Origin of the sequence: uncultured Martelella sp., from assembly GCF_963677965.2 — a bacterium.
GTDB lineage: Bacteria > Pseudomonadota > Alphaproteobacteria > Rhizobiales > Rhizobiaceae > Martelella > Martelella mangrovi.
The window spans coordinates 573458-596349 of the sequence record NZ_CAXXFM010000001.1; the positions used below are offsets into that span (position 1 = coordinate 573458).

The 22892-nt window shown below is 55.5% G+C and carries 19 protein-coding genes, 1 tRNA gene and 1 pseudogene; 9 read left to right on the plus strand and 12 right to left on the minus strand.

Going from position 1 to position 22892, the window contains the following annotated elements; all coding sequences use genetic code 11:
- Positions 1-475 precede the first annotated feature (475 nt).
- From ACHZCU_RS02915 to ACHZCU_RS02925, 3 genes and pseudogenes are all read right to left on the minus strand, one after another.
- The gene (locus ACHZCU_RS02915) at positions 476-1309 is read right to left on the minus strand and encodes a polysaccharide pyruvyl transferase family protein (RefSeq protein ID WP_319517574.1); all 834 of its coding nucleotides are present in this window, start codon (positions 1307-1309) and stop codon (positions 476-478) included.
- A 17-nt stretch (positions 1310-1326) separates the two neighbouring features.
- The gene (locus ACHZCU_RS02920) at positions 1327-2250 is read right to left on the minus strand and encodes a hypothetical protein (protein WP_394706005.1); all 924 of its coding nucleotides are present in this window, start codon (positions 2248-2250) and stop codon (positions 1327-1329) included.
- Positions 2251-2555: 305 nt separating this feature from the next.
- A pseudogene (locus ACHZCU_RS02925) lies at positions 2556-2882 on the minus strand (integrase core domain-containing protein); the annotation flags it as partial.
- 47 nt (positions 2883-2929) lie between these two features.
- On the opposite strand from ACHZCU_RS02925, the gene ACHZCU_RS02930 reads away from it, so the two are divergent.
- The gene (locus tag ACHZCU_RS02930) at positions 2930-3142 is read left to right on the plus strand and encodes a hypothetical protein (RefSeq protein WP_394706006.1); all 213 of its coding nucleotides are present in this window, start codon (positions 2930-2932) and stop codon (positions 3140-3142) included.
- A 235-nt stretch (positions 3143-3377) separates the two neighbouring features.
- Here the strand turns inward: ACHZCU_RS02930 and ACHZCU_RS02935 are convergent, their stop codons facing one another.
- From ACHZCU_RS02935 to ACHZCU_RS02965, 7 genes are all read right to left on the minus strand, one after another.
- Positions 3378-5189 (minus strand): TniQ family protein, encoded by a 1812-nt coding sequence (locus ACHZCU_RS02935; RefSeq protein ID WP_319517576.1) that lies wholly within the window; start codon positions 5187-5189, stop codon positions 3378-3380.
- Positions 5189-6145 (minus strand): TniB family NTP-binding protein, encoded by a 957-nt coding sequence (locus ACHZCU_RS02940; protein WP_319517577.1) that lies wholly within the window; start codon positions 6143-6145, stop codon positions 5189-5191. The genes ACHZCU_RS02935 and ACHZCU_RS02940 overlap by 1 nt, the downstream gene beginning before the upstream one ends.
- A 1-nt stretch (position 6146) precedes the next feature.
- Positions 6147-8300 (minus strand): Mu transposase C-terminal domain-containing protein, encoded by a 2154-nt coding sequence (locus ACHZCU_RS02945; RefSeq protein WP_319517578.1) that lies wholly within the window; start codon positions 8298-8300, stop codon positions 6147-6149.
- Positions 8300-8986 carry a hypothetical protein gene (locus tag ACHZCU_RS02950; protein WP_319517579.1) on the minus strand — a complete coding sequence of 229 codons (687 nt, stop codon included), beginning with the start codon at positions 8984-8986 and terminating at the stop codon, positions 8300-8302. Before ACHZCU_RS02950 ends, ACHZCU_RS02945 begins: the two co-directional genes overlap by 1 nt.
- A 248-nt stretch (positions 8987-9234) precedes the next feature.
- Entirely contained in the window at positions 9235-9468 is a 234-nt protein-coding gene (locus tag ACHZCU_RS02955; protein ID WP_319517580.1) for a helix-turn-helix domain-containing protein, read from the minus strand.
- A 545-nt stretch (positions 9469-10013) separates the two neighbouring features.
- Positions 10014-10199: a hypothetical protein gene (locus ACHZCU_RS02960; protein ID WP_319517581.1), complete on the minus strand. Its 186-nt coding sequence runs from the start codon at positions 10197-10199 to the stop codon at positions 10014-10016.
- Positions 10200-10324: 125 nt separating this feature from the next.
- Entirely contained in the window at positions 10325-10591 is a 267-nt protein-coding gene (locus ACHZCU_RS02965; protein WP_319517582.1) for an addiction module antidote protein, read from the minus strand.
- 387 nt (positions 10592-10978) lie between these two features.
- Here ACHZCU_RS02965 and ACHZCU_RS02970 point away from each other — a divergent pair, with 387 nt between their 5' ends.
- From ACHZCU_RS02970 to ACHZCU_RS03000, 7 genes are all read left to right on the plus strand, one after another.
- Positions 10979-11548 (plus strand): recombinase family protein, encoded by a 570-nt coding sequence (locus tag ACHZCU_RS02970; protein WP_319517583.1) that lies wholly within the window; start codon positions 10979-10981, stop codon positions 11546-11548.
- 268 nt (positions 11549-11816) lie between these two features.
- Positions 11817-12407 carry a restriction endonuclease subunit S gene (locus ACHZCU_RS02975; protein ID WP_319517584.1) on the plus strand — a complete coding sequence of 197 codons (591 nt, stop codon included), beginning with the start codon at positions 11817-11819 and terminating at the stop codon, positions 12405-12407.
- Entirely contained in the window at positions 12407-13924 is a 1518-nt protein-coding gene (locus ACHZCU_RS02980; protein WP_319517585.1) for a type I restriction-modification system subunit M, read from the plus strand. Before ACHZCU_RS02975 ends, ACHZCU_RS02980 begins: the two co-directional genes overlap by 1 nt.
- On the plus strand, positions 13917-15140 hold the full coding sequence (locus ACHZCU_RS02985) for a restriction endonuclease subunit S (RefSeq protein WP_319517586.1): 1224 nt from the start codon (positions 13917-13919) through the stop codon (positions 15138-15140). Before ACHZCU_RS02980 ends, ACHZCU_RS02985 begins: the two co-directional genes overlap by 8 nt.
- Entirely contained in the window at positions 15133-16809 is a 1677-nt protein-coding gene (locus tag ACHZCU_RS02990) for a DUF6119 family protein (protein ID WP_319517587.1), read from the plus strand. Before ACHZCU_RS02985 ends, ACHZCU_RS02990 begins: the two co-directional genes overlap by 8 nt.
- A complete protein-coding gene (locus ACHZCU_RS02995) occupies positions 16806-20111 on the plus strand; it encodes an HsdR family type I site-specific deoxyribonuclease (protein ID WP_319517588.1) in 3306 nt (1101 codons plus the stop codon). The genes ACHZCU_RS02990 and ACHZCU_RS02995 overlap by 4 nt, the downstream gene beginning before the upstream one ends.
- Positions 20108-20824 (plus strand): SprT family zinc-dependent metalloprotease, encoded by a 717-nt coding sequence (locus ACHZCU_RS03000; protein ID WP_319517589.1) that lies wholly within the window; start codon positions 20108-20110, stop codon positions 20822-20824. Before ACHZCU_RS02995 ends, ACHZCU_RS03000 begins: the two co-directional genes overlap by 4 nt.
- Before the next feature lie 345 nt (positions 20825-21169).
- Here ACHZCU_RS03000 and ACHZCU_RS03005 read toward each other — a convergent pair.
- Positions 21170-21245, minus strand: a tRNA-Ala gene (locus tag ACHZCU_RS03005).
- 320 nt (positions 21246-21565) lie between these two features.
- Positions 21566-21955 (minus strand): TIGR02300 family protein, encoded by a 390-nt coding sequence (locus tag ACHZCU_RS03010; protein ID WP_106313254.1) that lies wholly within the window; start codon positions 21953-21955, stop codon positions 21566-21568.
- Between the two features lie 250 nt (positions 21956-22205).
- Here ACHZCU_RS03010 and ACHZCU_RS03015 point away from each other — a divergent pair, with 250 nt between their 5' ends.
- On the plus strand, positions 22206-22796 hold the full coding sequence (locus ACHZCU_RS03015) for a transglycosylase SLT domain-containing protein (protein WP_319517590.1): 591 nt from the start codon (positions 22206-22208) through the stop codon (positions 22794-22796).
- Positions 22797-22892: the final 96 nt, after the last annotated feature.

Sequence of the window (22892 nt, forward strand, 5' to 3'; positions counted from 1 at the left end):
TTCGAGAAATTCAGTAATTTTTCTTTTGGTCTAACCAATCAATACAAGGGAAAGAGCCGTGACGGAACTGAGCGATGACAGACACGGCGACGCACAAAGGCCGCCCTAAAATTCGAACAGGCATCGTTCGGAGGGCGGCTAAACAGAACCTGAGCATCCTTTGTGCTGGGCACGTGCGTCCTCGCCTTCACCTGCAAAGATCCGTGAAACAGTTAGGCCAGGCATGCCTTGCCGGCTCCAACAGGAACGCATACACTCCGGGCTTGCCCGCGACCGATATGACTGACTGCGGCAGTCATCCGACAAACGGCATTGCCGTTCTCAGTTGGAGGCGCTGTCAAAGATTGCCAGAGAAGGCCAAATAGAAATCGGATCAGAGCGTTGCGCACATACCCTTCGTGTATGTTTCGAGGCAAGCTATAAGGCTTTCTGTCTGGCTTGTTTTCTATCGCTCAATGACTTTTAAATCGAGTACTCAGATTCGGATACCAGATTCTGTCAAGTGTTCGATCGATGGGAAGGTTATCTCGTCGGGCGTAATTGGTAATGTTATTGGCGAAACTGGCTTAGCCGCACCCCAAGCCTGCTGGATATTATCGGCCGGCACGGGCATTTCTAGATTCATAGACAAAAAGTAATCTTGGTACTTGAAACTCGGCTCTTCCGTCTGCGGGCGTACCTGTACACATGGACGGCCAAGTGCATGAGAAAAGATGATGCCATGCAGGGACGAAGTGTAAACCAGCTCGGCCTTCATGATTTCCCGCGCAACGTCAGACGGGCGGGCATCTATATCGACAAATTTGATACCTGCCGGAATATCGGGCAGGACGGCGCGGCGTTCCCGATAATGCGGGATAAAGATGACCCGGTTCGGAACCGGTTTTATCGGTTCGACGAACTTGCTGATCAGGAGGCCGGGATCGGCGAGGTAGGCGACATCGGAAACGTCGAAGCCTGCTTTGCGGCAAGCCTCCAGAGACAACGGGCCACGCAAACTGTGCGCCCAGGGCTGCTTTCCCTCAACCGAAGGAAGGGCCGGCGACTTACAGCCGCTACCGCACAGAATATCGCCACTGGCACTGCATTGCGCTACAGAACCCACAGTTATGAGTTTCGGGCTGTCTTCCCTATTACAGACGATGATCTGTTCCCCGGGATAGAAATATTCAAGCAGATTCCGCGCGAAGATATCTCCAGCATTGCCGTAACGAAAACTCCCCCATCCACGGTTGAGAACCTTCCGTTTTATGAAAAATCTGATTGGATCGATAATCGTAGCTTCCCAATAGAACGAGCGTATCGACATATGGCCTCTCGGGAGTTCTATGTTGTCTTCTTGAAGCCAATATCCTCATATGAGGTCTCAGCCAGATTAAAGTCCGTATCGTTGATACCATAGCTGAGCAAAGCCCGGCCCTCCGAAATCCGGAGCCCCGAGAAATAGGTGCAGCTGATCAGGTTACGATTATGCCGAATGCGCGAGCCCAACATTGAAACCGGAGAATGGGCGAGAAGCGGCCCGACAGAGGTGATCTGAGGCGTTCCGCTCAAGGTGATCCCAAGGGCACGGCCGAGATAGGTCCGCTTGCGTAGCAACACAAATCTTTGGTGTGCGATAACATGCATAATCGGGCCGGATGCTGAATCCGTCACAATCGGCTGCGGGCCAATCGTCAGCGATGGGAGCTTGCGGTTATGCAGAGGCGCCCAATCAGGATGGGCAACGAATTCCCAATGCTCTGCATGGCGGTCGACACAACGCAAAATCGTCAGGGGATTGAGCATATAAAGACAGAAAAGCTCGTCATTCAGAAGGAAAAACCCCCAGTTCTTTTCGATGGCGCCACGACGATCGAACCTACATTCGATCGGTCTGGAAGCGTGAGGATAAATCCTCTTAACGAAGATCCGGTTTGGGGTCTCGAAATGCCCGGTATTGATGGCCGCCCATACCTCATCTCCGAGTGTGAAGAGCTTTGGGTCGCTCACGGCAGGAAGGTTCAGGCTTGCAAAATCTGCCCCCAAATCTGCAGGGCCTTCCATAAGGTTTCCGGCGGCATCACTGACACATAGAAAGAATCTGAAGGGCCGGTCATCCGCGTTCAGAGCCGCCCGGAATGCGACGAAACGCCTGTCACCCTTCTCCACTATGCTGGGATTGAAAACGTTATGCAGTTCGAAAGATCGAAGTTGTTGATCTATACTGCGCGTTACGTCTGATGTTTTGTCTTTTAGGAAAACGAACAACTTGGCTCCCTTACGAGGATGTCAACCAACGATGTGGTGCTCATTTCTATGGGGTCGTTGGAGAAAAACGGGGTTGACGAAGAAATTACTATTTTTTCTCACCTCAAAAACGGTGAAATTGAGATACGAGTTCGGTTTCCGCCCCCGCGGGCTGACCTCAATCCGCCACAGACTGAGGTTTGCACCGATATAGGCAACCAGTCCCAGAGCTATTTGTGACAGCAATGCCGGAGCCAGCTCTGGCTTGCCTCCTATCATATCAAAACTGGACCTGTCGCGTATTTGTGCCGCTCCAATTTTCTCACTTAAGCTACCTTTCGCTCGAAAGCCAAGGAGCTTTTCCAGCTTAGGGCTGAGTGGCGACGGCGCGGATTGTAGAAGCCGTTGATGTATTCGAAGATGGCGACTTCGGTATCACGACGCGTTCATCAGGACCGCTGCCACAACAGCTCGGCCTTGATCGTCTTGAAGAATGTCTCGACCGCCGCGTTATCGTAACAGTTTCCAGTACCGTTCATCGACACCTGGAAGCCATGTTGGCGCAGGATTTTTTGGTAATCGTGAGAGCAACATTGGCTGCCACGGTCAGTGTGATGCATGCAGCTTTTCGGCGGTCTTCGCAGGGCGATGGCGTGGAAAGGCCTTCATTCAGGGCGGGTTCCTGCGCGACGCCCTCTATATGCCCGCCCTCGTCGCCATGCGCTTCAACAAGCAGATGCAGGAAAAATACGAGGCGCTGAAAAGCGCCGGAAAACCCGCCAAAGTTGCCCTCACAGCGATCATACGAAAGCTTGTCGAACTGGCAAACGCGCTCATCCGCGATGATCGAAAATGGTCACAAAGGCTTGATCAAGACCAATACTCTAAACGCCCAAAAGTTCAAGCTAAGTGACCGAAAGGGTCAAAGCCTGCACAAAAAGGTCAATCCATGTGACATTTTACATTACAAAATGTCACGAGTCAGTTGGTTTGAACTTTTTGAACGACCTAACATATTGAAATTATTATCCTCGTGAAATGGCACCTCGTTGTTTTTGACCTTTATTGTCACTCAGATTGACCGGCAAGGACAAAAACAGGCCCGCCGAAGCGGGCCTTTCTGTGAAATTCAGACATTTTGGGTTATCTCAGGCGACCTCAGATCGCCGGTAAAACCGGGTTCCCTTTTTCCATTGAAATACCGGCAGCACTCCTTTTGCCGCAAGCTTTTGAGAAAGCGGGCCTGGCATATTGCCGTTGGCCTTGGCGAGATCCGCTAGTGATATATATTCCGCTTCGAATTCCAGAATTGAAGTCAGCTCGATCACGCCTATTTTGCGTTGAGCAATCGGCCAGCCGATCTGGGATCTCCGCAACACCTCTTTCCTGACAAGTTCGTTGAGCAGGTTTTGGCTGACCTTTAGCCTGTTCGCTGCAGCTCTATTCGGCAGCCCGACATGCTCAGGAACACGCAAAACGTTCCTTATCTCTGACGGTGAGACCAATATGGACCTCAACCCGTTCCTTCCATAATCAGAGTGGTATGAAGCGACTTTTTTCTGAGCAATCAGCGCAATCAAGATTTCGGCACGACATCCGCTGAGCAAGTACGCGCTGTCCAGACGAACGAACTCGCCAATGGTCTCGTGCCATCGTACCTTTTGCCCCAGACAGCCCCTCCACACAGCATCAACATGATGGGGATCAAATTTCGGAAGCGCGCCGTCGAGCGTGATTGCTGGCCTAAAAACCTTGAATTTCACAAGCGCGGCGAAGATATTTCTATCAAGACCGATTTGAGATGCCGCATCGACGAGATCGATGAATTCTTTGATTTCATCCGCTGCGGCTTTTGCGATGTCAGCTGGAATATAACGAAGAAGCCGGAATGAACCATTGTCGTTTTGAGGCTCTGCATAGCCCATTTCGACCATACGTCGTCCCATGCTCTGCTTTGTGACACCAAATCTGGATGCAGCTGTTCCGACCGTGTGAAGCCGACTTTCGCCGCAATACTCTCCAAGCACCTTTGTTTCCAAGGCGATGGGATAGTTCGAGACAATGTGCTCTCGCATCAGATCTCTCAGGAAATCATACTCCTTTCGCTGCGATCGATCGCGCAGCCACTGGAAAAAGGGGCCCAGGCAAACGCGATACTGCCTGCTTTCCAGGTTACCGTGTTTTGTAAAAGCCTGATCGACCGCATCGAAAAAGGCTGCTTCTCCATGCCTTAAGACAGAGAAACCGGTCGCGCCGGCGTGCGTCCAGTCGGCGTCAGTCATTTCGCCGCGTTTGCGCGATGAACCAAAGGCCAAAAGCGCGCCGAAGTTCTCACAAAAGCTGGTGGCCACCCCAAGAGGCATTTGATCCAGCCACGAAGCTTGTTTTTGCCCTTTCAGTCGTTGCAATAGATAATGTTCCATTGCGCGGTCTTCTTGCTTGACCAGGTTGGAAGGCCCGATGTCTGTCCCCTCAAAGAGCCTGCGGTATCGACTGTGGGGCTCCTTGCAAAATGGCAAATCTTCCCGCGCAGGCAAATGCCTCAAGAGGACGCTATGTTCCTGGCAAACGCGTACAGCATGAAGGGCGTACATAGATCGCTCATAACCACCGTACAGCGGATCTGCGGCATAATCGACCTGCACGCACTTTGGACAGTACCGCAAATGGCTCTGAAAACCTGGGGCAATTTGCACCGCGTTGCCGTACAATTCATATCGCCCCGCGGTGATTAGCCGAGGCGTATGATAAGCGAGCAGGCTTGCGTCGCAGCCTCCCAACTCCGCAAGGCGTCGAACCTGATTTTGATTGCCTGTCTGCAAAGCGGACCGGCGAAGTCCTAGATCAAGGCAAAACTCCGAGACATTCTGAGCCCCGTTTCTTGCAGCCAACCGACTGGCAAAGGATATTGCTGTTTCTGAAGGTTGCAGCGGCACGGTCAAAGGCAGTTTTCCGAGCATCAGAACGCCTCCAGTCGACCAAGAAGCTTGCGCGGATCGATGCCTTGGAAATCCTCAACCAGAAACGGGTTCAGACCGGGGATGCACCCTGTCCGCCTCTGGTATGCGCTGGCAAAGACATCCGCACTCAACACACTGGCACCGTTCAGAAACAAGTCCTCCATCGCCGCGATGATAAGCTCCACACACAGCCCGAATTCGCAGTCGGCCGCGTGTATGATACGGGCCGCAAACGCATCCGAAAGCACATGGCCATCAACGGACACGTTCGCTTTCATCCCATAAGATTTGACGAGCTTGCGAATGTTGGCGACATCTCTTTGCGGCTCGAGCCTATTGAACTCGATTGCGTTGAGCCTGCGGCCGAGCTGAGGATCAAAGTTCAGAATATCCGTCAGGTCATTCGTTCCCGTCAGAATGAGATTGACCGGCCAGTCCGGGTCCTGCATCAGCGACTTCAGAGTATTGACGACGGCGCGCCGGTCTCTCTCCGTGCCGCGCGCCGCCACATCCTGCGCCTCATCGAGATGGAGAAAGCGGACATGTCTTTCGCGAAGATGAAACTTCACCTTCTCCCAGATCATGTAAGCTTCACCCCGCCGTTCCATTGGATACCCCAGGGCTTTCAACGCGGTCATGCCGACAAATTTCAAGGTGGCAGGAGACGGGACACGCATGCTGACAGCAATGATCTCCCCCGTTTCCGTGTTGTCAGGGTACATATCGCGCGCATGCCGCAGCAATCGTTCAACAGCGGTCGTCTTCCCCGACCCGGACGCTCCGACAATCGCTATACCACGACCTTCAAAGGCGCCTCCGTTCCCGTGTCCGGCGACGTGCCTAGAAAGCAGCAACTGAAATTGCTGCTCCAGTTCGAAATAGCGTTCTGTCTTGACGAAGTGCTTCTTAATATCCGAGATTCTGCTGCTGACAGCCTCATAGTCTGACGTCTTCATCTCAGTCATCCTCCAGGCACCAGTCAGAGGCGGGCTCGTCATCCTCCGGCGCTTCTGACGATATGGATGCAATAGAGGCGCTGCCAGAGACGTCAGCCGCGTGCGATTTCTCTGCCGGCGCTATTTCGATTGCGTCTTCGAGGAGGTCGGCAGATTTTGGCTCGACCGAAGAACCTCCCGCACCACGCAAAGAGAGGCCGATATAAAGAGCGTTTTCTGACCGCAGGATGTCCTCCGCGCTGAGATGTCTGGGGGTCAAGGAAAGTCGGGCGAATGCCTGCCTTTGCACATCCGAAATTCGTGCGCGGGCTTTTATGATGCTGGATTCTGTCAACACGGCTTGCGCGGCACTGTCCTTGCGCAAAGCAAGCGTGATACTCATCCATTCGCGCGCCGACATATTGTCAAAGCTGCCAAGCGTCGCTTGGGCAGGATACCATTTCCCGTCAAGTTGCACGGAAACCCAGCCAAGGTCGCGCTGATCGACCCGGATTTGAACCGTGCGGTCTCGCTTCCGAAGGAAATGCTCCCGCATTTGTTCATTGGTATAGGTAATCCCAAGAAACCGAACGTTGCCACCAGTAATCTTTCGGGCGAACTCGGTACCAAAAACGGAACGGCGAGCATAACCATCAGGTGCGGGAGTGACCCCATATTTGCCGGTAAGTCGCTTCCAGGCATTTGAAGGTGTCTCGCCACCCAAACCCGCGTGAGGCTTTTGATGATAAATATCGACAATGAAGTTGACCAACACCTCAAGCAGGTCATCATCGGAAAGGCTGGCAAGTCCCATCGCGTCATAGTCGCCACGTTCTTTTGAATTGGAGAATGTCCGACCGGCAAGAAGCGGCATCAGTTCGCTGCCGAATGTCCTAAACGCTCGTTCAACATGCCCTCGCAAATGCGGAAGTCCGGCCGGCGAATATTCGATTGCGCTATTGAGCCCACCGACCTTCGTTTGAAAATCTACTGAAAAGAACTCAGAACCCTGGTCAGTGACAACCTTTGCAGGCGTACCATGCATCTCCCAGCCATGCTCACACCCAAGTCCTTGAGCAAGGGCGGGCTTGTCCATCGTTATATGTTCAAGCGTCCTGATCGCTGACGCAGTCGAAGGGCTGTCTGTCAGACTGAGCCCGACAATGCAGCGTGTTGCCACATCGCTCGCAACGCAAACCCAGCGGCGGCCGCGTTCAATCGCGGAAAGTTGTTCCTGGCTGAGCCCATGCAGCGCCCCGCTCTCAGAGAGAAGCGAGACGACATCCAGTTTGTAGTGGTCGATTTCGACCCGTTCGAGCGGAAATGAAGCCTCGACCCCGTTTTCATAAAGGGCATATTTACGGTTGGCCCATTGGAGACCATATCGTTTGGAATCGACGTAGTAAGGGTCCAGTCCGCGGATGCGCCGCCTGATCGTGCTCGCCGAAGGCACGGACAAGGCAGACGCACCTCGTTCAAGTCGCGCCCTGTTTTCTTTCCGAAACATGCCTTGTGTTTCTGAGATCACCAGATCCATGCTGGGACGCTGCGGGTCAGCGTATTGCTCAATTCCCTTGCGGAGCAAAGTCTCTGTGGCAGGGCAGAAACGCTTGCAGCGGACCACGCTGCGGAAGGTGCCCGGTATGAGCGTGATAGGAGAACACCCCCCGGACTGATAGCACCGAAGCCACCGCTTAAGCGATGATGTGCTCGGTGGCTTCCTCGCGACTGTAATATGGCCCGCATACTGTCGCGTAGCCCCCTGCTGGCCCTTGCAGGAAATCTCATTCACTTTCGCCTGTATGTTCGGCGCCATTGACCGGATAGATTCATCGGTCATCTTCATCTGCCCACCCTGGAAAAACGAAATGGCAACATCGCAATATGCTTGTTTCCAGAGAACCTTTGAGCGCAGGGCATCAGGCAAATCCCGCAGTGTCTCGACTTCCACATTGGCATGCGCAAGCTGTCGTTCGCGAGAATAGTATCCCGGCTCGTGTTTGAGCACTGGCGTCCCCCAGAGCTCTCCAATCTTCTGGTGACTCAAAAACTCGGTTATGTCGGCATTACCGACCTGACGAAGCAACAGTCCGCCTACCGAAACATCCTCGACGCGGTAGGCCTCGCCATTCAGCAGAAAACGGTCGTCGGAATTGAACTTCACGCGGTTGGACATCAGACGGTCTCCCTCGCTGAAAGGATAGATGTGTCGGAAAGTGGAAGGGTGAGATCGGCGGAAAAAGGACCGCGATAGATACCGCGTACGACCGCTGCGAAAGCACGACTGCCGAGGTTCGATTTCTCCATCAAGTCCCCGAGCCGAAACGTTTCTCCCATCATTTTTGCCACCGAGAGCACGTGCGCATCCGCCTCGTCATCCGGGTGAAGCCAAAACAGATTGAACAGGGTGGCATTCCTGGCGGCCGTCTTGTTGATGTGCCGATCTGTGACCAGCAAAACCCTTTCGGCAAACCGGGCTGGCATAGCTTCGGCAACAAGTTTGAGCTCTTCATCGAACCGTCGCTGAATGACCCGCTGCCACGGCTTAACCGCGACGGCGATGCGCAGGCCTGAATCAAGGGTCGCAAGAAAATCGAAGACATGTTTTCGGTTGCGGCCAGCATCGTCGACATATTCAACAAACGGGGGCTGGCTTCGAAGGTCGAAAATGTCACGCCGGGCTGCAAGCAGATGCGCAGTGCGCCCTTCAAGCCCGCTTTCATAGTCAATCGTAACAGGACGCGCATGTGCCTTGAGACGGGCGACCATCGCGCCTGGTCCGCTGGCCTTCGAGCGGTGCAGAACCTTTCGTGTCGCCCGGCTGGACAGCGGGGGTTGATAGATCGAGTGGTGTGTCTTCATCTGTTTTCAGGGTGCAAAGTGCCGGCGCCAAAACGGCAATGCCGCTTTGGCGTGTTTCGGCAGGAACCCTGCCTTTCATACTCTGATTTCGGGACGCAAGGACCCGGCCACCGCGAACGGTGACGAGTGCATCCTTGACTTTTTAGGGGTATCGAGCGATGAAAGACCATCAACGGGTAGAATCGTTTGATGATCTTTCAAAGGCTTTGACAAGTTCCAGCTTGTCGAAGCCTTTTGCTTTTGGTTGCTTAGATCTTCCTTTTTGGCGCACCTCCTATTTCCGGGAAAAGAACTTCCGTCGGCATTCCGAGACGGGAAGCAAGAGCGTTCTGGATGCGTCTGGACATGCTACGCCCTTGGGAGACCATCGTTACAGACGCACACGTCACCCCCAGTTGCCTGGCGATGTCGGAGAACGAGCTGCCCTGCAACTTCAGTTCCGCCTTGATGTGGTCGTGTCTTTGATTTCCGTACCTGGACATCGCTGCTCCGGAAGCGCGTTGCGTCGCGCCCTATGGCAAACAATGAGTCAGACAAGATTCGGGCCGTCAATATAAAATTAGATTAAAAAATCAATTAAATAGAAATAACATTAAATATAACAAATGATGTCAAAATAAAAATATAATATCATCTCTCATGAATGACGTATATTTATATATAAATTTTTATTATTTAATTTCATATAGTTAATAACAAAACACTATTCCCGTTTTAAATCGAGATTTGTTTATGGAACTATCTTCTCGGAGAATTTTTCCAATAAATAGTCTCTTTATCTCCAGAGATTTTAGACTCAAATAGATACGGATGCCGTTGTCTCCGGCCGCACCAAAAGCAAGGCCGCAAGCCTATTCGTTAGAAAGATCGTCCAAGACCACGAATCACACGACAACCCCTCCCCGGCTAGCCCCTTGCCTGCCTAAGTCCCAGGTGAGAACCACATGGATGGGGAGGATAGACTGAATTTAAGGAATCACGGCATCAGCGCGTTCGCGATCAGCGCGGATTTGCCACACGGATGGACTCATTTACGGCCTGACACCCGATTTTCTTCGTCGGAGAGAAAATCACTGAACCTTTTCTGTTCGAAATCGGGATCAATGGGGCCAAGCTTGTCGGCCAACCTACGAGAATGAGACACGATTTCCAGAACTCTTTCACGCCCTTCCAGACTTGCGCTCTTCTGCCTCACCGTGCCGCCGCTGTTCATCTCGTTCCCCTTCGAGGTTTTGCCATATCGACCATTTCGCATAGTACGCCTCTATTTAACTTTTGCCCGCCCGCGAGGGAGCTCCATAGCGACGTCAAGTCGATGATTTCGAGCTTTGGTCGTCCCTATTCGTCAAGCTTTAGCGCTTTTGACAGTTCCGCAACCAATTCGGCACTTGCCTCACCATCGTTGAATGCCCTAAAAATCGCCTCTCTTTGAAGGCCTGTTTCCCGTTCCAGAGCGTTGATGTATCTGGCGCGGGCAATCTGGCCCAAGACCACTCCGATGAAATTCGGGTCGTCGCCGTCTTCTTCGAGGGCTACTCGCCAGTACCCGATGATATCTTCTTCTGTTTTCAGGTACTCAGCGGTGTCATAAACAGTCAATTTCATTGGGGACCTCGGAACTGTACTGTCTGGCCTCGCTTGCGCTTGGTAGGGTAACTAGCCAAAAGAAGCTTATCTCAATACCTGCGAGACTGGCAGCAGGCAAACCTCTTTGTTGAGGGCCTCACCATTTCTGAGCGTCAAGTTCAGCCTTTCGCCTAAAACCTTGCGGCTGTTTTTCGATCAAGCTTAAGTGCCATTACCTGTTTTTGGGTCTGCTGCACGAGGTCTCCCTCTTGAGCGCCCGCTGGATTCGGCGATCTCAAGGGAGGTCCACGCTCTCCGACAAACGACCGTTTCTCGGCCAAGCTGGCACCTGTCCAATTCTTTGCATTCTCACGAGTTTTCGGACATTGTCCGTTTTATACGAGAAAACGGACAACAGGATCAGCCATGACCAATGTCGGCTACGCCCGGGTCTCCACCAACGACCAAAACATAGCCATGCAAATCGAAGCTTTGCAGAAAGCGGGCTGTCATCGAATTTTCAGAGACGTCGCGTCGGGTGCCAAAGCAGAGCGCTCCGGCCTCATCGAGGCGCAGGCCTTTATGAGAGAAGGTGACACCCTCACAGTCTGGAAGCTAGACCGGCTTGGCCGTTCGATGAAACATCTCATCGAGACTGTCGGACAACTCGAAGCGAACGGCATTGGCTTCCGCTCGATCACGGAAAATATCGACACGAATACGCCAGGCGGTCGCCTTGTGTTCCATCTTTTTGGTGCGCTGTCGCAGTTTGAACGAGATCTCATCCGCGAGAGAACCAATGCGGGCCTCCAAGTGGCACGCGAGAAGGGACGCTTGGGCGGGCGAAGGCCCGTCATGTCACCGGAAAAGCTCGCCAAAGCACAGCAACTCATATCGACAGGGCTTAACGTGCGCGAAGCTGCCGCGCGGCTTAAGGTAAGCAAGACAACGCTATATCAGGCGCTTAAAGTCAGAAGCTCCAAGCGAATGAGCTGATTGAGCCGATCGCAGCGACTGCCGTCAACAGCCTGCCTGGATACTGATCATTGTGGCGCCTTCCGCCGATTTGCCAGCGAGTCCAGCTGAATTCATTACAGCGAACTTGCATAAAAGCGCGCGTGTATAAACAAGCCCCCCCTTCTCTGCACTATCCGAGATAGAGCTCCTCACGAATTTCCTCTGTAGAGACAAAACTGCATAAAAAAATTGACTCATACGGCGTTTCGCGTTAAATCTCTGTAAATCACATACAGAGGTCAACCCTATGAAGCTCGCAGAGCTCGCTTCCATCCATTCCGGCTTTACAGCGCGCGGCAAGCTGAATCCGCTGCCGAAGGGCGGCGTGCCGGCGCTGCAGTTGCGTGACGTTGGAACGAACGGCGAAGCGCCAGGTCCGAACTTCCAAAGATACGAACTGGGTAAACTGCCCGACCGATACTTTGTCAGCGGCGGCGAGGTTGTCTTTCGCTCGCGTGGTGAGCCTAACACTGCGGTGGCCATTCGTAATCTTCTGCCGGAACCGGTTGCGGTCATCGTTCCGTTGGTGATCGTCCGCCCTGACAGGAACCGAATTCTCCCTGAATACCTGGCGTGGGCCATCAACCAGCCTGACGCGCAGCGCAGGCTTGGCGCGGAGGCACAGGGGACAAGCCTTAGAATGATCCCGATGGCGGCCCTCGAAAATCTCAAGATCGCTGTACCCGATCTGTACATGCAGAAACGCATCGTCGAACTCAATGCCCTCGCCCAGCAGGAGGGGCAACTGCTCCGGAATCTAGCCGCCCGTCGGGAAGAACTTATAAGCGCCGTTCTCGGCGAGGCAGCAATGGCTGCCGACCAGAAGGAAATTGCCTGATGACCGATCAGATTACCCAACAGCAGATCAACCAGACCGCTTGGGCGGCCTGCGATACCTTCCGCGGCGCCGTCGATGCTGGCCAATACAAGGACTACATCCTCGTGATGTTGTTCCTGAAGTACATTTCAGACCTCTGGAACGACCACCTCGAAACCTACCGCAACCAGTATGGCGACGATCAGGCCCGCATTCGCCGGCGCCTCGAGCGCGAGCGTTTCAGACTTCCCGAGGGCGCCAGCTTCTACGACCTCTACGCCCAGCGGAATGAGCCCAATGTCGGCGAACTGATCAACATTGCGCTCGAGAAGATCGAGGACGCCAACCGAGCCAAGCTCGAGGGCGTCTTCCGCAACATTGATTTCAACTCGGAGGCCAATCTCGGGCGCCCGAAGGATCGCAACCGCCGCCTCAAAAACATGCTTGAGGACTTCGCCAAGCCCGCGCTCGACCTGCGCCCGTCGCGGGTGACCGAGGACATTATCGGCGAATGCTACATCTACCTGATCTCGCGCTTCGCCTCGGATGCTGGGAAGAAGGCCGGTGAATTCTTCACGCCCGCGCCCGTTTCGCGTCTGCTGGCCAAGCTGGCCGCGCCGCAGCCCGGCAATACGATTTGCGACCCCGCCTGTGGCTCCGGCTCGCTGCTGATCCAGGCATCGCAGGAGGTCGGGTCCGAGAACTTTGCCCTCTACGGGCAGGAGGTGAATGGGGCGACCTGGGCGCTCGCCCGCATGAACATGTTCCTGCACGCCAAGGACGCCGCGCGCATCGAATGGTGCGACACGCTCAACAGCCCGGCGCTGGTCGAGGGCGACCAGCTGATGCGCTTCGACGTGGTGCTCGCCAACCCACCGTTCTCGCTCGACAAATGGGGTGCGGAGGATGCCGGCAGCGACCAGTACAAGCGCTTCTGGCGTGGCGTACCGCCCAAGTCCAAGGGCGACTACGCCTTCATCACCCACATGATCGAGATCGCCAGGCGGCAGTCCGGCCGCGTCGCCGTGATCGTGCCCCATGGCGTGTTGTTCCGGGGCGGGGCCGAGGGGCGCATTCGCCAGCAGTTGATTGAGGAGAACCTGCTCGATGCCGTCGTCGGCCTGCCCGCCAATCTGTTCACCACCACGGGGATCCCGGTCGCCATCCTGATCTTCGACCGCTCGCGCGAGGAAGGTGGTGCGAACGAGGACCGGCGCGATGTGCTGTTCATCGACGCCAGCAAGGAGTTCACGCCCGGCAAGACTCAGAACGTGATGGACGACATGCATGTGGCGGAGGTACTGGAGACCTATGCCAACCGCGCCGAGGTCGAGCGGTATTCGCACCGGGCGAGCCCCGAGGAAATCGCCGAAAACGGCTACAACCTCAACATCCCCCGCTACGTCGACACCTTCGAGCCGGAGGAAGAGATAGACGTCGCCGCCGTGCAGAAGGACATCCTGCGGATCGAGGCCGAGCTGGCCGAGGTTCGGGCGAAGATGGCTGGGTATCTCAAGGAGCTCGGCGTTGATGCTTGATTGCGGTGATACCCTGAAGCCGTTTCCCGATTTTGGACGTACCTTGCCGACAGGTTGGTGCAGGGCGCAACTGGACGACGTCGTCGACCGTGCGAGCGGCCACACACCGGATCAGGGAAAACCGGAGTATTGGAATGGTGGCGTGTCTTGGGTCTCACTGGCGGATAGTGCCAAGCTCGACCAAGGATACATCGTAGAAACCGACAAGCAGATCTCTCACCTCGGCATCAGGCACTCATCAGCGGTGTTGCTGCCACCGGAAACGGTGATCCTTTCTCGGGATGCAGGGGTCGGAAAGTCTGCAGTCCTGAAACGCGAAATGGCGGTCAGTCAACATTTCATCGCTTGGTCCTGCTCCACCAAGAAAGCTCTCGACCCGTGGTTTCTGTATGCGTGGATGCAGATGCAGAAGCCATTCTTTGAGCGTATGGCTGTTGGCTCCACGATCAAGACCATTGGTTTGCCGATCTTCAAGCGCATGACTATCGATTTCCCACCGCTCCCCGAACAGCGCAAGATCGCCGAGATCCTGCGGACCTGGGACGAGGCCCTTGAAAAGCTCACCGCCCTCCGCGCAGCGAAGGTGCGTCGCATTTCCTCTCTGAGACAGCGCCTGTTCGAGACCGAGTACGCCTCCCACAGCCGGCTCCAGCGCGCCAAGGACCTCTTCGAGACGGTGTCGGAACGTGCGCGCCCTGATCTGCCGCTTCTCGCGGTCATGCAGGATATCGGGATCGTCCGCCGCGACGAACTCGACCGGCGCGTGGCGATGCCTGACGGCGACACCTCAACCTACAAGGTGGTCCGTCCTGGCGATTTCGTGATCAGCCTGCGTTCCTTCGAGGGCGGCCTCGAATACTCCAGCATCATCGGACTGGTCAGCCCGGCCTACACGGTCCTTCGGCCGACTACCGACCTAATCGGCGACTACTACCGCCACTTCTTCAAGTCCCGCAGCTTCATCGGCCGCCTCGACAAGCTGATCTTCGGCATCCGCGACGGCAAGCAGATCGCCTTCCGCGACTTCGGGGACGTGTACATCCCCGCACCGCCCATCGCCGACCAGGAAGCCCACACGCGCGCCCTCGGATCACTCGAAGCCGATCTCGCCCTCGAAGACGAACGAATCGCTGCTCTGATCCGCCAGAAGCGCGGCCTCATGCAGAAGCTGCTGACGGGCGAGTGGCGGATGACGAAGGAGGAGGAAAATGCCTAAACGTAAATCCACCAGGACCCTCAATGTTCGGCTCCTTCGAACTACTCGAACTCCAGAAACAGCCTTTTCGCCGAGTTTCGCTATTGGGGAGGCACGTGCGCTTGAACAGCGTCCGTGGGATGGAGCCGAGGGTGCTTCCCTTTTTATAGGGCAGGTTTACGCGAACCCTCCTGGCTGGACGGACTTTCTTGCCGAAGGCAGCGTCGATCTGCCCACGGACATGATCACGAGCGGTGCTGGGGCCGTTTTGTTTTTGCCCGTCGAGGGTCGCACGGTAGCCGTTTGTTTTGGGCATGTGCATCTTGCCTTGAATGATGACGCCTTCGAGCGGCAGTTTGGTCTCAAGGTTACGCTGAACACCGTGCCAAGGGGCAACATCCGTACCTTAGATCTGGCGACGCCGGATGCAGTGACATTCCAGAAGCGTGTGCAAGCCAGCAAGGACAGCGATGTCCAAGCATTTGGCGTCGATATGCTGCGAGACCTCGCGCGTGTTGCCGGTGGCACTCCGAAGGACAAGGCTTTCGCCAATTTCCTGGCTGGCAAGGATGCCGTCTCCATCACATGCGAAGTCGACGCCGCGCACATCCATGACAAATGTGCTGAGATCGTCCGAGCCTATAAGAAAAAGGACTATCAGAAGGAGTTCGCGTGGGTCGACAACATGCGTGTCATTCACGAGAGGGATGTCATTGAGGCTCTCGATGCTCACTTGTTTGAAGCCATCGGCGATCTGCGTGACGGCAAGGTTTCCGACCTTCACATGGCACCACCAGAGATCGTCAATTACACGGAAGGCAGCCAACTGCATTACAACGGCTTTGGCAGCCATGGCACCACGTTTCATAGCCTGTCCATCGATGACTACGTGTCCGAACTCGAACGGTGCGATTTTGACGGCGACATTGATGATGTAAAAGCAGGGCACCGCATCAAGGCAAAGGGCGACGGCGAAGAAGATTTTTCCGAGAAGTGGCGCGTATACGATTGCTTCGTCTTTGAGACCTCATTGGGCACCGACTCTTCACAACAGCACTACGTACTTTTCGCCGGTGACTGGTATCAGGTCGAGAAAAAATTCAAAAAGCAGATCGAGGATTTCTTTGATTCAACTGAGAAAGTCGCGATTATCGGCGCTACCGGATGCAGGAATGAGGAAGAGCTGATTGCTGATCTGCACGCCAATAGAGCAGATCTCCTTAAGCTGGACCAGGAGAAGATAAACCCCGCTGATGTGCGGTATGCAAATCTTGAACCGTGCGACTTCTTTTCCAAACACAGTGAATTCATCCACCTGAAGGACGGACATTCGTCCGGTCCAATCAGCCATTTATGGGCGCAAGGTGTGGTGAGCGCAGAAGCCTTTGTTAGTGATGCAGACTTCCGGAAAAAACTGAGGTCGAAGGTGAAATCCTTCGGCCGGGGATTTGAAATCCAACTTCCCAAGAGCACCGACAAGGTAGTCCGGGACGATTTCAAAGTTGTGTTCGGTATCATGCGCAAGCCATACAAGGACGGGTCACTGGGCCTGCCATTCTTCAGCAAAGTAAGTTTCCTGACCGCCGCAGTCCGTATCCAACAACAGTTCGGGATTCCCGTTGCGATCGAACTGATTGAAAAACCGGCGTCGGAGGCTGCGGGGACAGAGGAGGAAGGAAGCGACGAATGACCTTCGACGCCGCAGAAAAATACCAGTCCCAAATCCCTGCGCTGCAGTTGCTTGTGGCGCTCGGTTTCAACCCGCTCAGCCAGGAGGAAGCCCTGCGTCTCCGCAGCGGTAGACTTCGGAACGTGGTGTTGGATGATGTACTCGCCGAGCAGCTAATGCGCATCAACCGCTTCACGCACCGGGGTCGAGAATACAGCTTCGACCTCGAGGACGCGCACGAGGCAATGCGGCGGCTCAAGCCCACGCCCGACCGCCTGAAGGGGCTGCGGGGAACGAACCAAGAGATTTACGACACGCTCGTCCTCGGCACGACGATCACGAAGTCCATTGACGGCGACTCGAAGAGCTACTCGTTCCGCTATATCGATTGGGAGCAGCCAGAGAGAAACGTCTTTCACGTTACTGCCGAGTTCGCGGTCGAGAGGACCGCATCAAGCCAGACCAAGCGGTGCGACATCGTCGCCTTCGTCAACGGAATCCCGATCCTCGTGATCGAGAACAAGCGGCCAACGGAAAGTCTAAAGAAGGCGAATAGCCAGCTGATCGGCTACCAAAACGAGGACATGATCCCACAACTCTTCCATTTCGCCCAGCTGCTGATGACAATGAACCGAACCGAAGCACGCTATGCGACTGTGGGCACGCCGGCAAAATTCTGGCAAATGTGGCGGGAGGAGGAGGACGCTGAAGATGCCCCCGCCACATTGGCCCGTCAATCAGTCGACGGATCGGTTCTGGACGCTATCGACTTCGAGACGCTGGTTGAAGACCTTGATCCAAAGGAACTGGTCGCCGCGGCGAACCGGGGTCTAGGATTTGCGGAAGAGCAGGCCGTTTTCTCCGGCCCGATGGCATCGGCGCGCGACCATTTTGAGGCGCTGCGGGACGAAGGCCAACGTGCTGTCACGAACCAGGACCGCACCATCTATTCTCTTTGCCGCCCGGAGCGGCTGCTCGACCTCATCCGTCGCTTCACCGTTTTCGATGGCGGCGTCCGTAAGGTCGCGCGCCATCAGCAGTTCTTCGGGATTCGAGCCGCTGTCGAGACGGTCAAGCAGTACGGTGTCGGCGGCGCACGCAAAGGCGGCGTGATCTGGCATACGCAGGGCTCGGGCAAGTCATTAACGATGGTTATGCTGGGGCGCGCCCTTGCTCTCGAGCGCAGCATCGAGAACCCGCGAATCATCATCGTCACGGACCGCGATGATCTCGACAGACAGATCAAGGACACCTTCAAGTCCTGTGATCTGGAACCGGTCCGTGCAAGAAGCGGTGCGCATCTTCTGGAGCTCGTCCAAAACAGGGCTCCGCTGGTTACTGCTATCATCAATAAGTTCGACACGGCGCTGAAGAACAGCAAGCTGGCGGACGACGACCCGAACATCTTCGTGCTGGTGGACGAGAGCCACCGGACTCAGACAGGACGCTATGGCGGCCACAGCCAGTTTGCCGCCAAGATGCGGCGCCTCCTGCCGAGGGCCTGCTACCTCGGTTTCACCGGCACACCCTTGCTGAAGAAGGAGAAAAACACACTATCGACCTTCGGCCAGCTCATCCACCGTTACGCGATCGACGAGGCTGTTGCCGACGGCGCCGTCGTGCCTTTGCTCTACGAAGGACGGCTTGTCGAGCAGCAGGTCTCGGGTACCGTGATCGACCGCTGGTTCGACAAGATCAGTGAGGGGCTGACCGAGAACCAGAAACGCGATCTGAAGCGCAAGTTCTCCCGGATGGACGCTCTGGCCAAGACCGACCAGGCTATCCGGGCCAAGGCGTTTGACATTTCCGAGCACTATCGCCAGCACTGGCAGGGGACTGGCTTCAAGGCGCAGCTGGTCGCACCGTCGAAGGCAGCAGCCGTCCGCTTCAAGGAGGTCCTTGATGAAATCGGCCACGTATCAAGCGCGATTGTCATCTCACCGCCGGAAGAGAACGAGGGCAACGAGGAAGTCGATCAGGAATCCAAGGACCTCGTGCGTCGCTTCTGGTCGAAGATGATGGTGCGGTACAAGACTGAGGAGGATTACAATCGCCAGATCATCGATGCTTTCAAGGGCTCTGGTGCTCCAGAGATCCTGATCGTCGTCTCTAAGCTACTCACCGGCTTCGATGCGCCTCGGAATACGGTGCTCTACCTCTGCAAGTCCTTGAAGGAGCACAATCTCTTGCAGGCGATTGCGCGCGTCAACCGGCTCTACGAGGATGGCAGCACTGAGAAGCAGTTCGGCTTTGTTGTAGACTACGAAGGGCTGCTGGGCGAACTCGACAGCGCCCTGACAACCTATAGCGCCTTTGAGGGCTACGAGGCGACCGACCTCGCCGGGACAGTGCATGATGTCCGCGAGGAGATACGCAAGCTTCCCCAGTTGCACGATCAGCTGTGGGATCTCTTCAAGCCGGTCCGCAACAAGAAGGACATGGAACAGTTCGAACAGCACCTCGCTGATGAGTCGCTGCGCCATGAGTTCTATGCGCGCCTCAAGGCCTTCAGCCGGTGTTTGCACATCTCGCTCTCGTCCGACAAACTATTCGATGTCTTCGACGAGGCCAAGGTGGATACCCTGAAGCGGGATTGGAAGCAATTCTCCGAGCTCAGGCGTTCGGTCCAGCTCCGCTACCAGGAGACAGTCGATGTCCGCGAGTTCGAGCCAAAAATCCAGAAGCTCCTCGATGACCATGTTGTGGCGATGCCGGCCGAGATCATCGTCGACGTGGTCAACATCAACGATCCTGACGCGCTGAAGGCGGTCGTCGAGGAGACGGGAGTTTCCGAAGCCTCAAGGGCGGACCGCATCGCCAGCGCGACTCGGCGAGCAATCACCGAGAAGATGGATGAGGATCCGACGTTCTACAAACAGTTCTCAGAGCTACTCGAAGAGACCATCCGCGCCTATCGCGAGAAAAGGCTGTCTGAGCGCGAGTATCTGAACAGCGTCGTGAACCTCGCGAGCAAAGTGGCACGCAAAGATCGCGGCCGACATGTACCAGAAAGCATCCGGGGCGATGAGGATGCGCAGGCCTTATTCGGCATTCTCGACGGTCAACTCAAGAATCAGGAAAATGAGCCGGTAGCGGGTGACAGTGCTGCTGCGATCGCACAGCAGATTATTGACATCATCAAGTCACACCTGATCGTCGACATCTGGTCGAACGAAGTAGCCCAGAACAATCTGCGCAACGCCATTGATGACTACTTCTTCGATATCCTGCGCGACAAAAAGGGCATCGACCTTCCTGTGGAGGTGCTCGACGAGCTCGAACTGAAAATCATGGACCTCGCTCGGGCCCGGTTTGCGGCATGACGCGTGAGCTGCACTGCCTGCAGTATGGTATGCAGGAAATCCAATACGAGATCGTACGACGCCCTAGGAAGACACTGGAGATCGCTGTCGAGCCGGATACGTCGGTGGTGATTGCAGCCCCGGAGGACGCGACGCTAGAGGCGATCGAAGCCAAGCTGCGGAAGCGGGCAGCATGGGTGACAAGGCAGCAGCGATACTTTTCCCAGTTCCTGCCGAGGACGCCAGAGCGCAGGTTCGTGGCTGGGGAGACGCATCTCTACCTCGGGCGCCAGTACCGGCTGAAAGTCGTTCCACATCTCCAGGAAGGTGTTAAGTTGATCCGCGGTTTCATCGTGGTGCAAACTCACCGGCCTAATAGGTCCGATGTGACGCGCGAACTTGTCGAGGCATGGTATAGGGATCGGGCCCACATCAAGTTTCCTGAGCGGATCGAACTCTGTCTGGGTCGTTTTCCTGCTCCCGAAGCATTCCGACCGAAAGGTCTCATCGTGCGTCAGATCCGGCAGAGGTGGGGATCCATGTCTCCGACAGGACGCCTTCTGCTGAACCGGCGCCTCGTGCAGGCGCCAGTCGACGCTATAGACTATGTGATCACCCATGAGCTCTGCCATGTGGCCGAGCCATATCACAGCCCAGCATTCTTCGAACTTCTCGATAAGGTCATGCCTGACTGGGAGTACCGGAAGCAGAGGCTGGAACGATCAATGGCTTGAAAAGACCCACGGGACAATCGACGAAATATCGTCATCGCCGAGGGACGCTTATGGGGAGTTCTAGCTGCCCCCCCGCACAGCGACTTTTGGACACGCGAAGCGGTCAGGTATCCCCTGTCATGATGACCTGGCTAACATGCTGGCTGATTTAAAGCGCATCCTGAAACCAACGGGCGAAAACCTCGACCATCGGCGGAACGAACCGATCCCAACTCCCGAATGCCATGCCAGCAGCCCATGTTGCCGCCTCGAACATAGAAAAAGTTCAAGCCAAGTGACCGAAAAGGTCAAAGCCTGCACAAAAAGGTCAATCCATGTGACATTTTACAACAAAAAGGGAAAATTTGGTGGAGCTAAGCGGGATCGAACCGCTGACCTCCTGCATGCCATGCAGGCGCTCTCCCAGCTGAGCTATAGCCCCATTCTCCAGACTGCCTGAGCAGTTCGAAGCGACGCGTTTCGCGTCGGGTGGCGGCTTGTTACTGTGGATTTTCGCTGGATGCAAGCCATAAAAAAACAAAGCCTGCAAAAAAATTCAAACCGCCTCCTCACCAAACATCAAAAGCCCCTATCCGCTTGGAAGATCAGGGCTTCGCATGACGGAAAAACGGGATTTCCCGCGCGCCAGTCATCGCAACCGGCCCGCCAAAGCCGCAACCCCGGCAAAGAAAAAGCCGCCAGGGCCCGAGAGCCGGCGGCTTCTGATATCAAATCCGCATTGCTGCGCCGATAACGGTGAGATCAGTTGTCCTCGTCGTCGTCGGAAACGCCGATGATGTCGGAAACATCGTCATCATCATCGTCATCGGTCTCGAGGAACGTGTTGTCGTCATCATCGACATCCACATCGTCGTCATCATCGCCGTCGACATTGGGAATGTTGTCGGACGGGCTGTCATCGTCGGAAGCCTCGATCGTGCCCATCGCGCCTTCATTGTTTTCGGCGTCGACTTCCGCAACTTCCTCTTCTTCTTCGCTTTCCACAACAGCGATGGATGCCGTGTCCTCAAAATAGGTCAGCGGCCAGGAATTCCCCGAATAGGGTGAAACCACCGGATCCTTGTTGAGGTCATAAAATTTCTTGCCCGTGTCAGGGCATGTTCTTTTCGTACCGAGTTCCGCTTTCGCCACGTTCAAACCCTCTCATGTTGCGGTTGAAGGCTGGCTTTCGCCGATCCAGCAGCGTTCACCGCTGCGCTTGTTCTTCAGGCGGTCCCCTTATCGTCATGCCGCCCGTCTGTCAAAGACTAAGTTGCAGGAATTTTCATCAGCCCGAAAGGCCCGTCCGCCCGAACCTCAGCGCGCAACGCCCCGAAGACATCGCCGGCGTTAACTATTTTTAAGAACCTTTCCTTAACGTCCCCCGCATACAGTCCGTTCCATGTCTATTTCGCGCTTTTGGATCGTGTTCGCAGTGCTCTGCCTTGCCACTCTGACAGGTTGCTCAACGACCGTCAGCAATGTCGGCAACAGCTGCGCGATTTTTGCCCAGAAAAACGGGTTCTTCGAAAACTGGCGCCGGGATGCCGAGAAGGCCTCGCGCGAGTATGGCGTGCCGGTTTCGGTCCTGATGGCGACGATCTACGTCGAATCCTCCTTCGACAGCCATGCCCGTCCGCCGCGCAAGAAGATCCTCGGCTTCATTCCGGGGCGGCGCGCTTCCAGCGCCCTTGGGTATTCGCAGGCGCTTGACGGCACCTGGAGCGAATACAAGGCACGGACCGGCCAGCGCGGCGCCAATCGCACCGATTTCGGCGATGCGATCTATTTCATCGCCTGGTATCACAATCAAAGCCATATCAGAAACGGCATTGCGCTCAACGACCCCTACAATCTCTACCTCGCCTACCATTCGGGACATGCCGGTTATTCACGCGGTGTCTGGAAAAGCCGCCCCGTGGCCAAGAGCGCGGCCGCCCGCGCCCAGAAGATGACACAGATCTACGAAGCACAGCTGCAGCGCTGCCCGTAATCCCGGTTCCGGCCACAGCAGATGACAGCTTGTCGTCCTCCTCGTTACAAAACCAATCGCTCAAGGCAGCGTGGCCGGGTCACCGCAAACGGCCCG